Origin of the sequence: Kitasatospora sp. NPDC004745 (assembly GCF_042873275.1) — a bacterium.
Lineage (GTDB): Bacteria > Actinomycetota > Actinomycetes > Streptomycetales > Streptomycetaceae > Kitasatospora.
This window is the reverse complement of the sequence record NZ_JBIALK010000002.1, coordinates 268,881-283,493: the sequence shown is the minus strand read 5'-3', so window position 1 is coordinate 283,493 and position 14,613 is coordinate 268,881. Positions and strand designations below refer to the sequence as shown.

The 14,613-nt window shown below is 73.4% G+C and carries 15 protein-coding genes; 2 read left to right on the top strand and 13 right to left on the bottom strand.

The features are described 5' to 3' along the window. Positions 1–183 precede the first annotated feature (183 nt). On the bottom strand, positions 184–1,209 hold the full coding sequence (locus ACFYUY_RS04850; RefSeq protein WP_360210057.1) for an NADP-dependent oxidoreductase: 1,026 nt from the start codon (positions 1,207–1,209) through the stop codon (positions 184–186). Positions 1,210–1,309: 100 nt separating this feature from the next. On the opposite strand from ACFYUY_RS04850, the gene ACFYUY_RS04845 reads away from it, so the two are divergent. Then, the gene (locus tag ACFYUY_RS04845) at positions 1,310–1,774 is read left to right on the top strand and encodes a MarR family transcriptional regulator (protein WP_360210059.1); all 465 of its coding nucleotides are present in this window, start codon (positions 1,310–1,312) and stop codon (positions 1,772–1,774) included. Positions 1,775–1,895: 121 nt separating this feature from the next. Further along, positions 1,896–3,500 carry an LCP family protein gene (locus ACFYUY_RS04840; RefSeq protein ID WP_387897988.1) on the top strand — a complete coding sequence of 535 codons (1,605 nt, stop codon included), beginning with the start codon at positions 1,896–1,898 and terminating at the stop codon, positions 3,498–3,500. A 56-nt stretch (positions 3,501–3,556) separates the two neighbouring features. Here the strand turns inward: ACFYUY_RS04840 and ACFYUY_RS04835 are convergent, their stop codons facing one another. From ACFYUY_RS04835 to ACFYUY_RS04780, 12 genes are all read right to left on the bottom strand, one after another. Then, the gene (locus ACFYUY_RS04835; RefSeq protein ID WP_387897986.1) at positions 3,557–4,474 is read right to left on the bottom strand and encodes a 1-aminocyclopropane-1-carboxylate deaminase/D-cysteine desulfhydrase; all 918 of its coding nucleotides are present in this window, start codon (positions 4,472–4,474) and stop codon (positions 3,557–3,559) included. 9 nt (positions 4,475–4,483) lie between these two features. Continuing rightward, a complete protein-coding gene (locus tag ACFYUY_RS04830; protein ID WP_387897983.1) occupies positions 4,484–5,134 on the bottom strand; it encodes a response regulator in 651 nt (216 codons plus the stop codon). A 4-nt stretch (positions 5,135–5,138) separates the two neighbouring features. Next, positions 5,139–6,428, bottom strand: coding sequence for a sensor histidine kinase (locus tag ACFYUY_RS04825; protein ID WP_387897980.1), 1,290 nt, complete (start codon positions 6,426–6,428; stop codon positions 5,139–5,141). After that, entirely contained in the window at positions 6,419–7,168 is a 750-nt protein-coding gene (locus tag ACFYUY_RS04820) for an ABC transporter permease (protein WP_360210069.1), read from the bottom strand. The genes ACFYUY_RS04825 and ACFYUY_RS04820 overlap by 10 nt, the downstream gene beginning before the upstream one ends. Before the next feature lie 65 nt (positions 7,169–7,233). Continuing rightward, positions 7,234–8,136 (bottom strand): ABC transporter ATP-binding protein, encoded by a 903-nt coding sequence (locus tag ACFYUY_RS04815; protein ID WP_360210071.1) that lies wholly within the window; start codon positions 8,134–8,136, stop codon positions 7,234–7,236. A gap of 315 nt (positions 8,137–8,451) precedes the next feature. Further along, positions 8,452–9,096, bottom strand: coding sequence for a GPP34 family phosphoprotein (locus tag ACFYUY_RS04810; protein ID WP_387897976.1), 645 nt, complete (start codon positions 9,094–9,096; stop codon positions 8,452–8,454). A 43-nt stretch (positions 9,097–9,139) separates the two neighbouring features. Next, on the bottom strand, positions 9,140–9,367 hold the full coding sequence (locus tag ACFYUY_RS04805; protein ID WP_360210075.1) for a hypothetical protein: 228 nt from the start codon (positions 9,365–9,367) through the stop codon (positions 9,140–9,142). 13 nt (positions 9,368–9,380) lie between these two features. Further along, complete coding sequence (locus ACFYUY_RS04800) at positions 9,381–10,334, bottom strand: SPFH domain-containing protein (RefSeq protein WP_387897973.1); 954 nt, start codon at positions 10,332–10,334, stop codon at positions 9,381–9,383. 733 nt (positions 10,335–11,067) lie between these two features. Continuing rightward, complete coding sequence (locus ACFYUY_RS04795; RefSeq protein WP_387897972.1) at positions 11,068–12,351, bottom strand: DUF6349 family protein; 1,284 nt, start codon at positions 12,349–12,351, stop codon at positions 11,068–11,070. Then, positions 12,348–12,890 (bottom strand): hypothetical protein, encoded by a 543-nt coding sequence (locus tag ACFYUY_RS04790; protein WP_387897970.1) that lies wholly within the window; start codon positions 12,888–12,890, stop codon positions 12,348–12,350. Before ACFYUY_RS04790 ends, ACFYUY_RS04795 begins: the two co-directional genes overlap by 4 nt. A gap of 51 nt (positions 12,891–12,941) precedes the next feature. Beyond that, positions 12,942–13,811: a hypothetical protein gene (locus tag ACFYUY_RS04785; protein ID WP_387897968.1), complete on the bottom strand. Its 870-nt coding sequence runs from the start codon at positions 13,809–13,811 to the stop codon at positions 12,942–12,944. A gap of 60 nt (positions 13,812–13,871) precedes the next feature. Beyond that, complete coding sequence (locus tag ACFYUY_RS04780; protein ID WP_387897965.1) at positions 13,872–14,564, bottom strand: hypothetical protein; 693 nt, start codon at positions 14,562–14,564, stop codon at positions 13,872–13,874. Positions 14,565–14,613: the final 49 nt, after the last annotated feature.

The following is a 14,613-nucleotide window of genomic DNA, read 5'->3' as shown; positions in this document are numbered from 1 at the left end:
CTCTCCCCCGAACGGCCCCATCGCCGGGCGGGACCACCGTACCGCGCCGCCCCGCACCGTGGATGACGCACTTTCGGATCCGGCCGGAATGCGGTAGTGCGGCCGGATCCCCCGCGCCCGTACGCAAACCGCCCCGCGGGCCCGAACGGGGCGCGCGGGGCGGTTCGAGGAGCTGACGGCCGGTCAGCCCTCCAGGCGGACCACCATCTTGCCGGTGTTGACGCCGCCGAGCAGGCCGAGGAAGGCGTCCACGGTGCTGTCGATGCCCTGGGTCACCGTCTCGCGGTACTTGAGCTCACCCGAGCGCACCCACGCCGCGACCTCCTCGACGAACCTCGGCTGGAGGTCGTAGTGGTCGCCGACGAGCAGCCCCTCCATGCGGAAGCGCTTGGCGATGATCTGCGCGAGGTTGCGCGGGGCCGGGGTGGGCTCGGTGGCGTTGTACTGCGAGATCATGCCGCACACCGCGATGCGGCCGTGCAGGTTCATCACCTCGATGGCCGCCTCCAGGTGCTCGCCGCCCACGTTGTCGAAGTAGACGTCGATGCCGTCGGGGGCCGCCGCCCGGAGCTGCTCGGCGACCGGGCCGTTCTTGTAGTTGAACGCGGCGTCGAAGCCGTACTCCTCCAGGAGGAGCTTGACCTTGTCGTCCGAGCCCGCGGAGCCGATCACCCGCGCCGCGCCCTTCAGCTTGGCGATCTGGCCGACGATGCCGCCCACCGCGCCGGCCGCGCCGGAGACGAACACCACGTCGCCGGCCTTGACCTCGGCGATCCGGGTGAGCCCCGCGTAGGCGGTCAGGCCGGGCATGCCCAGCACGCCCAGGTACGTCGAGAGCGGCGCGGCGTCCGGGTCCACCTTGACGGCGGTGGCGGCGGCGAAGGTCGCGTACTCGCGCCAGCCGTAGTAGTGCAGCACGTAGTCGCCCTCGGCGAAGCCGTCCGCCTGCGAGGCGACGACCCGGCCGACCGCGCCGCCCAGCATCGGCTCGCCCAGCGCGTACGGCTCCGCGTAGGACTTGGCCGCCGACATCCTGCCGCGCATGTACGGGTCGACCGAGAGGTAGAGGTTGCGGACCAGGACCTCGCCCGGGCCCGGGGTCCGGACCGGCGCCTCGACCAGGGCGAAGTCGGTCGGCTGCGGCCAGCCCTGCGGGCGGGCGGCGAGGTGCCATTCACGGGCGGTGGCGGGTGCGGCCTGCTCTGCCATGGGGGGCTCCTTGTGTTCCGGTACCTGAAAGGTTGAGCTACTGAAGTAACGATGGACATGAAAGGTTCATGTTGTCAACTTTTCAGGTAGACTCTGGGGCATGGACACCCAGCCGCCCCGGTCCGCCGCGCCGCAGTCCGACGAGATCACCCGCGAGGTCGTCGACCTGATGGCCAACCTGGTCGCGCTGTTCCACCGCGAGTACGAGGAGGCGGCCGCCGCCCGCTCGCTCACCGGCGCCCAGGCCAAGGTGCTCGCCCTGCTGCGCCGCGGCCCCATGCCGATGCGCCAGATCGCCCAGACGCTCAGCTGCGAGCCGTCCAACATCACCGGCATCGTCGACCGGCTCGAGGCGCGCGGCTTCGTCACCCGCGAGGCCGACCGGCAGGACCGCCGGGTCAAGCTGGTCGCCGCCACCGGCACCGGCGCCGCCGCCTCCGAGGAGCTGCGGGAGTCGCTGAACTTCGCCCGGGAGCCGCTGGCCGCCCTCGGCGACGACGAGCGGACCGTCCTGCGCGACCTCCTGCGCCGGATGCTCACCGGCGCCGCCGGCCCCGGGGCGTGAGCAGCATCACAGGCTCCCCGCGGGATCCGCACCCCGCTCGGAGGTAACCGAACCGTCCCTCGAAACGTCTAACGTTCGAACATCGAACGCGAGAGACGCAAAGACGGGGGGCACGCGGCAGATGGGCAGCAGCACGCGCAGGCGCCGCTACGTGCGGACCGCCATCGGCCTGGCGGCCGTCCTGGTGCTGTCCGTCGTGGGAGCCGGGGCCTGGTTCTACCACCGGCTGGACAGCAACATCACCACCTTCGACGCGGGCGGCGTCGCCACCGAGCGTCCGCCGGCACCCGTCCCGACCACCCCCGGCGCCTCGGTGCCGGTGAACATCCTGGTGCTCGGCTCGGACACCCGCGAGGACGGCAACAGCGCGATCGGGGGCGGCGAGGAGGGCGTCGGCCACTCCGACACCGCGATGGTGGTGCACGTCTACGCCGACCACAAGCACGCCGTCGGCGTCTCCATACCCCGGGACACCCTCGTCACCGTGCCCTCCTGCAAGCTGCCGAGCGGCAGGTGGACATCACCCCGCACCAACCAGATGTTCAACTCGGCCTTCACCGTCGGCGAGTTCCCCAAGGGAAACCCGGCCTGCACCCAGAACACCGTCGAGACGCTCACCGGCCTGCGGATCGACCACACCATCGTGGTCGACTTCAAGGGCGCGGCCGCGATGACCGAGGCCATCAACGGGGTGGACGTCTGCGTCCCCAACGACGTCGACTCGCACGGCATCCACCTCAGGAAGGGCATGCAGAAGCTCTCCGGGCAGCCCGCGGTGGACTACCTGCGGGCGCGCTACGGCTTCGGCGACAACTCCGACATCGGGCGGATGAAGCGCCAGCAGGCCTTCGTCTCGTCCATGATCAGGAAGGTCCAGAACCAGGGCTTCTCGCTGCCCACCCTGCTCCCGCTGGCGGACGCGGCCACCCGCTCGCTCACCGTGGACGAGGGACTGGGCACCGCGATGAAGCTGGTGGACTTCGCCCGCTCGCTGCAGGACATCAAACTCTCCGACATCACCTTCGTGACCGCGCCCTGGCGCTTCGCCGGCGACCGCGTCCAGCTGGTGCAGCCCGACGCCGACACGCTGTGGCGGCTGATGCGCGAGGACCGCACCCTGGACGGCCGGGGCACCGCCGGCACCGGCACCCCGGCCCCCTCCCCCACCGTCCCCGGGCCCGACGGCTCCTCCGCGCCGGCCGCCCCGAGCGGACCGCTCGCGCCCGAGCAGGCCGCCGCACCGGTGGTCGTGGTCAACGGCGTCGGCACCTCCGGACTGTCCACCTCCGGCGCCGAGGCGCTGCGGGCCAGGGGCTTCAAGAACGTCGCCCTCGGCAAGCCCACCGGCGGCCGGCTGCAGACCGAGATCGCCTACGACCCCGCCCTCAAGGCCGCCGCCGACCAGGTGGCCGCGCTCTTCCCGGGCTCGCGCACCGTCGAGGACCCGGGCTCCGAGGCGATCACCGTCACCCTGGGCCGGGACTACCGGCCGGTGCCCTCGACCGGGCTGGACTCGGTGGGCGCCGACCCGGCCCCGGCGACGGACGCCGCGGGCGGCTCGCCGAGCCCCTCCCCGGGCGCCACCGCGAGCGGATCACCGGGCGCCACCCCGGGCGCCACCGCGAGCGGCTCGCCCGGCGGCACGCCCGGTGGGGTCCCCACCGGCATAGCGGAGAACTCCCGCGGCGCCGACACCGACCCCTGCGCGGACCTCACCTTCGGCTGACGGCACCGGCCGTGGACCCCGCGGCCGGGTGGCGGGCCGGTTCGGCTCGGGCCCGGTCAGACCGGGTCCGGCACCCCGGTGACCACGGCCGTCAGCCGGGTGCCCCGGGGGAAGGCGCCGGCGGCGGCCAGCCCGGTCAGCGCCGCCAGCAGCTTGGCCACGTAGCGGCGCTCCAGCGGCACGCCGTGCCGGCGCTCGAACCGCCCGGCGAAGGCCTCCAGTTCGGCCGGGACCTTGCCGTAGCCGCCGCCGTGGTGCCCGTGGTCGATCCGCCAGTTGTCGAACTCCCGGCCGCGGGCGGCCCGGTGCAGCCGGGTGACCTCGGCCTCCAGGTAGCCCTCGCCGCCGCGCAGCACGGCCACCCCGAGGGCCCGGGCGCCCGGCGGCAGACCGGCCGCGACGCCGGCCAGGGTGCCGCCGGTGCCGACCGGGCAGCAGACCACGTCGCGCTCGCCGAGGTCGGGCAGTTCGGCCGGGATCGCCGCCGCGCCCGTCACCGCGAGGGCGTTGGAGCCGCCCTCCGGGAGCACCAGGCCGGGGCCCCAGCGCCACTGCGGCCCGGCCGCGGCACCGCCGTCGCCGGCCGCCGCCCGGCCGGTGGCCTCCCGGTACTCGGTGCGGCTGAGGAACTCCAGCCGCATGCCGTCCCGCTCGGCCGCCCGCAGCGACCAGTTGCGCGGCCGGTCGGCCAGCTCCTCGCCGCGGACCAGCCCGACGCTCTCCAGCCCGAGCGCCGTGGCCGCCGCCGCGACCGCCCTCAGATGGGTGGAGTACGCCCCGCCGAAGGTCAGCAGCCGGGTGTGGCCCTGCTCCACGGCGGCCGTCAGGTTGGGCGCCAGCTTGCGCCACTTGTTGCCCGGGACGGCGGGGTGCAGCAGGTCGTCCCGCTTGAGGCGCAGCTCCACCCCGGCCCGGGCGAGCGCCTCGTCGGTGCAGTCCACCAGCGGGGTCGGCAGCAGGGCGGGTTCGAGCATCAGGCCAGCTTACGGGCGGCGGGTCGGGGTGAGCAGGCCCAGGTTGTAGGCGGCGGCGACGGCCGAGGCGCGGTCCTTGACGTCGAGCTTGGCGTAGACGTGGATCAGGTGGGTCTTCACGGTGGCCTCGCTGACGAACAGCCGGGCCGCCGCCTCCCGGTTGGTGGATCCGGCGGCGACCAGCTCCAGCACCTCCAGCTCGCGCGGACTGAGCGCCTCCTGGACCGGCGCGCGGACCTGGCCGAGCAGCTTGGCGGCGACGGTCGGCGCGATCACCGAGGCGCCGCGGGCGGCCTCCCGGACGGCGTGGAAGAGGTCCTCCCGGGCGGCGTCCTTCAGCAGGTAGCCGGTGGCGCCGGCCCGGACGGCCGGGAGCACGTCGGCGTCGGTGTCGTAGGTGGTGAGCACCAGGACCCGCCCGGGCAGGCCGCGTTCGGCCATCTCGCGGATCGCGGTGACGCCGTCCATCCGCGGCATCCGCAGGTCCATCAGCACCACGTCGGGCCGCAGTGCGGCGACCAGCACCAGCGCCTCGGCGCCGTCGCCGGCCTCGCCGACCACCTCGAAGCCGGGGGCGGCGGTGAACATGCCGCGCAGCCCGTCCCGGACCACCGGGTGGTCGTCCACCAGCAGCAGTCTGATCGTCGTCTCGTCGCTCACGGTCCTACTCCTCCACACTGATCGCCGGCAGGGTCGCGGACACCGTCGTCCCGGCGCCGGGTTCGGTCTCCAGGTCCAGCCGCCCGGCCAGCCGCTGCACCCGGCGGCGCATCACGTCCAGCCCGTAGCCGCCGCCGGTGGCCCGGGAGGGCGGCTCGGCCGCCGGGTCGAAGCCGACGCCGTCGTCCCGGACGTCCAGGGTCACCAGCCCGGGCATGTAGGAGAGGGTCAGCCCGATCCGCGAGGCCCGCGCGTACTTGGCGGCGTTGGCCAGCGACTCCTGGGCGATCCGCAGCAGGGTCACCTCGACCTCGGGGTGCAGCGGGCGGGCCTCGCCGGTGACGGTCAGCGCAGCGGTGGCGCTGTTGCGCTCCCGCCACTGCTCGACCAGTTCGGCGAGCGCCTCCGGCAGGGCGGCCCGCTCCAGTTCGAGCGGGCGCAGCGCGTGGACGGCCCGGCGGGCCTGGGTGAGGCTCTCCCGGGCGAGGGCCACCGCGTTGGCCAGGTGCCGGTCGGCGTCCGCCGCGCTCGCCTGCCGCGCCTGGTCGGCGGCCTGGAGCTGGGTGACGATGCCGGCCAGGCCCTGGGCCACGGTGTCGTGCATCTCCTGGGCGAAGCGGCGGCGCTCGTCGGCGGCCCCGGCCTCACGGGCCTGGACCAGCAGCTGGGCGTGCAGTCCGGCGTTCTCGGCGAGCATCTCGGTCAGCCGCCGGTTGGCCTCGGCGAGTTCGGCGTTGGCCTGCTTGCGGTGGCGGCTCAGCCGGTCGGCGACCTCGCTGAGCGCGAGGAGCACCCCGACGACCGCCAGGTTGAAGGCCAGGACGGTCAGGAACCCGCCGACCTGCCCTGGGGTCGTCGGCAGCACCCCGCCGGTCTGGGCGAGCGTGGTGGGGACGGCGGCCACCGCCGTGCCCACCACCCGGGCCCGTCCGTGCAGGTACTGCGCGGCGTGCAGGTAGGAGCTGAAGGCGAAGAAGCCGTAGATCGGGTTGTCCAGCACCAGGACGGTGGTCACCGCCAGCAGCCCGACGAAGTGGGCGCCGGCGTGGCGCGCCCGGCCGTCCGGGCGGGGGGTGCGGTCCAGGGCCGAGCGCAGCAGCAGCCAGAGCAGGGCGAGGAGCGCGACCGGCAGGGTGACCCGGACGGACCGCGCGGTCGGCACCGGGACCAGCAGGACGAGGGTGGTGGCGATCAGCAGTCCCACGTAGCCGAGCAGCCCGGCAGCGCGGTCCAGCCGCTCCTGCCAGGCGCCGAGCGCACTCTCGTCCACCGGGTCGGTCTTGATCACTCCCACCGGAACAGCCTGGCAGCCGCGGCGCCCGCGAGCAGGGCGTACGCCGCGAGTGTGAGCAGGCCCACGGCGTGCGGGAAGTGGCCGGCCCAGGAGTCCTGCAGGGCCTGCACCGCGGCACCGCTGGGGGTGAAGTCGCCGATCCGGTTGACCACGGCGGGTGCGAACTCGCGGGGCAGCCAGATCCCGGAGAAGAACATCATCGGGAAGAAGGCCAGCGCGCCGACCGCGTTGCCGGCCTTCGCCGAGGGGACGACCGAGGCGAGCAGCAGGCCGACCGAGAGCATCGCGGCGGCGGCGAGCAGGAAGGCCAGCACGAATCCCAGCGGCTGGCGCGGCAGCGCCACCCCGAGGACCGGCCCGACCGCCATCACCAGCAGCAGTGCGACGGTGGCGATGCCCAGGTAGAGCGGCAGCAGCGCCCCGAACAGCAGTGCCGGGCGCACCGGGCTGGCGGACATCCGGCGCAGCACGCCGCGTTCGCGGTAGGCGGCGAGCAGCGAGGGCAGGGCGTTGAGGCCGAGCAGCATCAGGCTGAACACGGCCAGGATCGGCGCGTACAGCTGGATGGTGCTCATCCCGTGCATGTCCGGCGAGGCCTTGCGCATGGACGGGATCGAGCCCAGGACGCCCAGCAGGACGACCGGGAAGAGCAGGCCGAAGAAGGCGGTCAGCGGGTCGCGCAGGAAGAGCCGGGTCTCGGCGACGGCCAGGCGGCGTACGGCGTGGACGGTGTGGTTCACGGTGGTGGTCCCCTCGGGTCGGGTGGCGGCTGGTCGGGTGGCGGCTGGTCAGGAGCCCGGACTGGTCAGGAGTCGTGCCGGGTGAGCGCGAGGTAGGCCTCGTCCAGGCCGTGCTCGCGGATCCGCAGCCCGGTGACGACGATCCCCTCGCGGGCCAGCAGCCCGGTGACCTGGTCGGCGAAGTCCCCGACCCCGGAGACCTCGATCCGGCCGTCCCGCTCGCGCACCGAGGTGACCCCGGGCAGCGCCGCCAGTCGGGCCGGGTCCAGCGGCGCGGTGGGGCGGAAGCCGAGGGTGCCGCCGGCGCCGGAGCGGGCGACCAGCTCGGCGGGGGTTCCGGTGGCGACGATCCGCCCGCCGTCGAGCACGGCCGCGCGGTCGCACAGCGCCTCGACCTCGTCCATGAAGTGCGAGACCAGCACCACCGTCACCCCGTTGTCGCGGATCCGGCGGACCAGCTCCCAGGTGTCGCGGCGGCCCTGCGGGTCGAGTGCCGTGGTCAGCTCGTCCAGGAACGCCACCTCGGGGTTGCCGATCAGCGCGAGGGCGATGAACAGCCGCTGCCGCTGGCCGCCGGAGAGCTTGTCGAAGGGCGTCCGGCGCTGGTCGGCGAGCCCCCACTCGTCCAGCAGCTCCCGCCAGTCCCGGGGGCTGGGGTAGAGCGCGGCGTACAGCTCCAGTGCCTCGGCGACCCGCAACCCGCCCTGCAGCTGGGCCTGTTGGAGCTGGACGCCGATCCGCGGCCGCAGCCGGTGGGCGTCCCGCACCGGGTCCAGTCCGAGGACCCGGACCGTCCCGGCGTCGGCCCGGCGCAGGCCCTCGCAGCACTCCACGGCGGTGGTCTTGCCCGCGCCGTTGGGCCCCAGCAGGCCGAACACCTCGCCGCGTTCCACGCTGAAGGAGACGTCCTCCAGCACCTGCCGCCGCCCGTAGGCCTTGCGCAGCCCCGCCACCTCGATCACGGCCATCGCGCCGCTCCCTCCCGCTCGTCCTGCTCGCTCCGGCCGTGTTCCCCGGCCTGCTACGAGCCTCCCGCGCGGGGCCCCTGCGGCGGATCGACCGGACGGTCAGAGCGGTCGGCGGCCGCGGTGGAGGGGGGATCAACCGATCGGTGGATGGGGCCCGGGCCGGGGCCGGGGCCCGGAACGGCGCGCGGCCCGGCCGCCGTGCTGTCGGCGACCGGGCTGCGGGTCGTGCGGGGCCGGGTGGGAGCCGGGCGGGGTAGTGGATCGGGCCGGGCGGAGCCGGGCCGGGGGCGGTGGATCGTGCCGGGGCCGGGCCGGTCAGCCCGCCCCGCCGTCGGCGTGCGTGGCGTTGACGGCCCGGCGCAGGGCGCGCGGGACGGGCCCGGCGGCCGGGGCCAGCTTGTCGATCCGGCCGCGGAACTCACGGCTCTGGCGCCAGGTCAGGGCCGAACCCAGCCGGGCGGCGTCGATCAGGGCGACCAGCGCGGCGTCCGCCGGGTCGACCCGGCTGAGCGGGCCCCTCAGCGCGGAACCGACCGACGCCGCCAGCGACTTGCGCAGCCGGGGCTCCGGCAGGGTGACCCGGGAGCACGGGAAGATCCCGAGCACCCGGCGCTCCTCGACGCGGATCCGTCCGCTCGCCGCCAGGCCGTCCCGGACCACCCGGGCGGCACGGGAGGTCGGGCCCTGGCCGCGGCCGACCCAGCTCTGCCAGCTGCGCCGGCGCCCCTGCCGGAGCTGTTCCAGCAGTGCCGCGGAGAGCGGGTCGAGGCCGTCGGCCCGGGCGCCGTCCACGGCGGCGGGGTGCCGGCCGTCGTCGCGGACCAGGCCGCGCCGCAGGAGTTCGGCGAGCGCGGCCGCCCGCATCACCAGGTCGAGCGTGGCGGTGGCGGTGAGCCGCTCGCGGTCCGGGCGGTAGGCGAGCAGGTACAGCTTCTCCGGCAGGGTGGTGGGCACGTCCATGGTGGACTCCAAGCAGGTGGACGGTGTCGGTGGGACCGCCCGGTCAGTCGGCGTCGGACCCGCCGGGTTCCGGGCTCTCCTTGGGCGGTCGGCCGCGCCGGGGAAGCCGGGCCGCGCCGCCGGGCATCCGGCCCGCGTCGGTGAGGGCCCGACGGAGCAGGAACTCGATCTGCGCGTTGGCGCTGCGCAGTTCGTCGGCGGCCCACCGGGCCAGCGCGTCGTGGACCGCAGGGTCCAGCCGCAGCAGGATCTTCTTCCGCTCCGTCGCCAACGCGCGCCGCTCCTTACTGGTAGAGGGAGCCCGTGTTCACGACGGGCTGGGCGCCCCGGTCGCCGCAGAGCACGACCAGGAGGTTGCTCACCATGGCGGCCTTGCGCTCCTCGTCGAGCTCGACGACGTCGTTCTCGGCGAGCCGGTCCAACGCCTCCTCGACCATACCGACGGCGCCCTCGACGATCAGCCGACGAGCCGCGACCACGGCCCCGGCCTGCTGCCGCTGGAGCATCACCTGGGCGACCTCGGGGGCGTAGGCGAGCCGGGTGATCCGGGACTCGACGACCCGCACACCGGCCGAGACGACCCGGGCGGCGATCTCGGCGGAGAGCATCCGGGTGATCTCCTCCGCGCCGTCGCGCAGCGACAACTGGCCCTCGTGGTGGGCGTCGTACGGGTAGCTGCTGGCGATGTGCCGCACCGCGGTCTCGGTCTGGATGGCGACGAAGTCGGTGTAGTCGTCCACCTCGAACACGGCCTTGGCGGTGTCCTCGACCTGCCAGACCACCACGGCGGCCATCTCGATCGGGTTGCCGTCGGCGTCGTTGACCTTGGCGGTCTCGGTCTCGTGGTTGCGGATCCGGGTGGAGATCCGGCGGCGGCTGGTGAAGGGGTTCAGCCAGGTCAGGCCCTCGGCGCGGATGGTGCCGCGGTAGCGGCCGAGCAGCTGGACCACCCGGGCCTCGCCCGGGGAGACGACCGTCAGCCCGCACATCAGCACCAGCGAGGTCAGCAGCACCAGCGGCCCGAGGACCACCAGGGTGGCACCCGACCCCTTGTTCCCGCCGGACAGTTGGACGCCACCGGCGATGACGGAGGCGAGCCCGGCGAGCAGTCCGAGCAGCGCGCCGCCGAGCACCGGCAGGCCCGCGGCGCCGGTGAGGGCCCGTTCGGTGATCTTGGGGGCCGGGAGGTCGAGGACGGGGGCGTCTTCGACGTCGACGGCAGGACTGGGTGTGGCCATCAGAGCAGCTCCTCGAGCGCGTTCATCCGCTTCAGCTGTCAAAGTGATATCACTTTTTTCGCGGACGGCGCCAGGGGCCCGACGGGACGGAGCGAACGGGGCGGAACGGTCCGACGGCAGCGGAAGGGCGGCGGGAGGAGACGACGGGAGCACGCGGCACGGAGCCGAGGCGCGGAAGGCTCCGGGCGGTGGCCGGCAGGGTGTCGCGGGAGGCCCGGGCGATGCCCACGGGCGGGTGAATTCCGGCGCGCCGCACCGGAGGAGAAGGCGGCCGCGCTCTAGACTTCCGTCGTCACGGACGGGCGGAGCCCCGGCCCGGGGCCGGCCCGCGGACGGTTCACGGCATGCGTCTCGGGGTGGGGCGGGTGGGACTCGAACCCACGACCAAGGGATTATGAGTCGTCAGGCCACCTGCACCACCTTGCACCGCACGGCACCATCCTGGGCGTTTCCCCAGCCCAGGAAGGTGCTAGCAGCTTCATGCTGCACTGCTTTGCGCCTGGGTGCACCGCCGTGTCGTTCCCATGACGTTCCCATTCGGCGTGGCTCCGAGAGCATCCGCGAGTCCACCTGGCCGTCTACCAGAGAGGCGGCGGACCTTCAAACCGCAGACCAAGGGAGAGCCCTTCCCAAGCAAAGTGGCTCCGGCCCAATCGAGTTGGGGCCGGAGCCACTTTGTTACGCCATCTTGAACTCTACCCGACCTTCGGCATCGCGAACCGCCATCGTCGGCCTACACGATGGACAGCTGCTCAGCCATGGGGCCATCAGTCGGCCGGTAGATCTTGATGAGGTAGCCGCCGCCCGGGGCTCGGCCGGGCTCGTGCAAGTCCTTGGCGCTGCTGGCCGAGACCTTGAGCGGTCCGCCTGTATCCCACCAGCCGGGCGGGTAGATGGCGTCGCGGTGGGCGCAGAGGCGGGCGTCGTTCTTGCCGCTGCTGCCGAGGGGCATCGTGGGGAGCGACCGCCAGCCAGGGTGCGTGTGGTCGAGCGCGTCCTCGACAGCTTCGTTCCGGTTTCGGCGGGAGGGGCCTTCCCAGCGGCAGGCCAAACAGGCGCCTCGGATCTCGTGGCCGGTGTGGAGGCGACGGTCGAGGCGGGTTGCGGTGTGCTGCTCGGTGGAAGTGGTGGGCCGGAGGCCGTTGAAGCCGGGGTGAGCGTATCCGATCTTCCAGGCTGCGCTGAGCGTGTCCCTCGGAAGGGTCCGGGGAAGGGCGACGTAGGCGTTCTGGCGGGCGACAGCGCCGGTGGCGGTGTGCGCCGCGATCCAGGCCTTGGCGGCCGTCACGCAGGCGGCTGTGTCGGATTCGAGGCCGAGTCCTCCCGGGCCGTCGTAGATCTGGAGGTAGGGGCCGGGGTCGTCGGGGTCGTAGAAGTGGGTGGCGCCCCAGGAGTCATGGGCAGCGGGTGGGTGGGTGATGTCGGCCTGGCCGGTGAGCCAGATGGTGCTGCTGTCGGGGAGGTTGATGCGGATGGCGCGTCCGGCGATGCTGGTGTCGATGCTGGGGGTGATGCCGGCGGCGATCAGGCTGTCCCAGAGGTGGTGGCCGGCAGCGGGCTCGCCGTCGGGCAGCGGGGGGTCGGTGCGGGCGGTGATGAGCTTGCGGAGTTCGTCGAGGGCTGCGGGCGGGACGGCGGTGCTGGCCGTGCGGGCGGCGAGCCAGGAGGTGACGGCCTCGACGCAGGCCGCGGTGTCGACGGTGTGCGGAAGGTTGCCTCCCAGGTAGAGGACGACGTAGCTGCCCGGGTCGGTGGGGTCGTCGTAGTGGAGGGCGTACCAGGCCTGGTGTTCCTCGGCGGGGTGGGAGATGTCGCCCTGCTCGCTGATCATGACGGTGGTGCCGTCGCCGAGGTCGAGGGTGATGGCGATCCCCGCGTTGTGATCAAGGAGCGTGGGGGTGATGCCGGCGGCGATGAGGGTGTTCCACAGGAGTTGTCCGGCGGAGGGCTCTTGGCCGGGGGTCGGGGTGATTCCGGCAGCGGTGCTGAGGTGGCGGGCGTAGTCGGAGTCGGTCATGAGGTCCTCGTCGGGGTGAACAGGCGAGTCTGGTCGGTGATCGGCTCGCAGGACGCCGGGCAGGGGATGTACTTCCAGGGGTTGCCGTGGGGGTAGCGGTGCTGTTCGAGGTGTCGGTCGGGGTCGTTGGGGGCGCAGCGGACGGGGAGTTGGCCTCGTGATCCGCAGTGTGGGCAGAGGTTGAGCGGGTCGTTGTTCTCGGTGACGGGGTGGGGGTAGGGGCGGGCGGAGTGGTTGGCCGGCGCTCCGTTGGAGGGGTTGAAGAGGTAGAAGGGCGACCGTGGGTGAATCGGAAGGGACCACCAGCGGTATGTGGGGTCGCTGGTGAGGATGTAGCGGGCGTTGTGGAGGGTGCGGCCGTGGTGGTGGGCCCAGGCGACGAAGGCCCAGGCGGTGCCGATGTGGCGGTGGTGGACGCGGGTGACGTTGCGGGTGAGGGCGCCGGGGATGGCGGCGGCGGCTTGTTCGAGTTGTCGCCGTGTGCGGGTGGTGATCACGGGGACGAGGTCGAGCGGCAGGGCTGTGATGTCGATCTCCATGGTGGTGTCCTTGGGCGGGCCGGGCAGGGCAGGCCTGCCCGGCCGGGGTGGTCAGGGGGTCTCTTCGGCGGGTTGGTGAGTGGGGATGCCATCGCGGAGGTGACGGGGGTCGGTGAAGAGCCGCACGATCGATTGGTCGCTGGTGGGCTCGGTGCGGCGCTTTCGGTTCTGCTTGAACCATTCGCCGTTGGTGCGTTCCCAGGTGCGTCCGTTGTGGACGACGCGGTCGCCGTCGTAGAGGGCGGGGATCTCGGGGTAGGGGGGCCGCGGCAGGGTGTCGGGGTCGATGTGGCGGTTCGCTACGACGGAGACCCACTGGCTGCCACTGCAGCGAAGGCTTGAGGGGAACTGCCACCAGGTAGCGGGCATGGCGGTCAGCGGGCCGCGGGTGGCAGGGGTGATGGTTTGGACGGTGCGCCAGTACTGGCCTGCGCCGAGGCGCATGGTGTGGGTGACGAGGGACTCGTGGCCGCTTGTGGTGTGCACGATGACATCGCCGGGGCGCAGGAGCTTGGCGGGTATGTGCATGACGCCCTGGGGGGCGACCGGCCGCTCGGGGTGGCGTGCGGCGGGGGACTTGGGCCAGTTGGTGACGTAGGTTGCGATGGCGTCTACCAGTTCCTCGACGACCTGTAGGCGGTTGCGGCTGCTGTCGAACGCCCGGCCGTAGACGTTGATCTCGTCGTCGGGGCTGCCGGCCCAGGGGTCGCCGAGGTGGTGGGTCGCGGACACGCCGTCGATGTCATCGACGGGGACGTCGATGCGGGCGTGGTGGCCGGAGGTCCAGATGACGGTGTCGTCGGGCAACGTGATGGTGAGCCTGTTGAAGCGCCCGGCGAGGTCGTCACCGTCGGCTTGGGCGGTGATCCCGCGCTCTCGGAGGCCGGTGCGGAGTAGCTCGTGCAGAGTGGGGTCGTTCACGGGCTCGGGTCCTTCGGTGTCGGGCCCCGGGGTGTGATGTCCCCGGGGCCGGGGGTTCGGTCAGGCCGTGGTCTTCGGCGTGCTGCTGGCCTTAGTGGTCTTGCGGGCACGGGTGGGCTTGGGGTCCGTGGCCTTGGCGGTCGCCTTGCGGGCGCGGGTCGGGGTGGGCTTGTCGGCCTGGGCCTTCGGGGGCTTGGCGCTGGTGGTGCGCTTACGGGCGGGTTTGATGTCGGGCTCGGCGACGTCGGGTTCGGTGGTCGGGGCGGTGGCGGTGCCGTGGTTGCTGACAGCGGGGCTCGGGGCGCTGGTGGCCGGGTGCTGCTGGTCGGCGGTGTCGGATTCGGGTGCGGGGGTCTGCGGCGGTGTGGGGGTGGGCTGGTCGCTGTCGGCGCCCTCGTCGTCGAGCTCAAGCCAGGGGCGGTGGCCGACCGCGAGAGGCGGGTAGCGGAAGGCGGGGAAGAGGTCGACGGCGACGGCCCCGGCGATCGCGGCGAAGGGCTCGGTGACGTCGGCCAGGTACAGGACTGCGTGGTAGTTCGCGCCGCGCTTGAGGGCGGTGTTGTCGCCGCCGGTGATCCAGAGCTGGAGAGTCTGGCCGTGGGTGCGGGTGCGGATTCCGGCGCGACATCCGTCCGGTCCGTCGAAGTAGGCGACGGCGTCGGCGGAGCGGTCGGTGTCGAGGCTCCAGTCGGCGCCGAGGAGTTCGGCGGTGGCGGTGGCGATGCGGGGCAGGTCCGCGGCGTGGATCTTCATCTCTTCTCCAAGAGGTCGGGGCCCGGTGGGGGGCTGGTGGGCACACCAA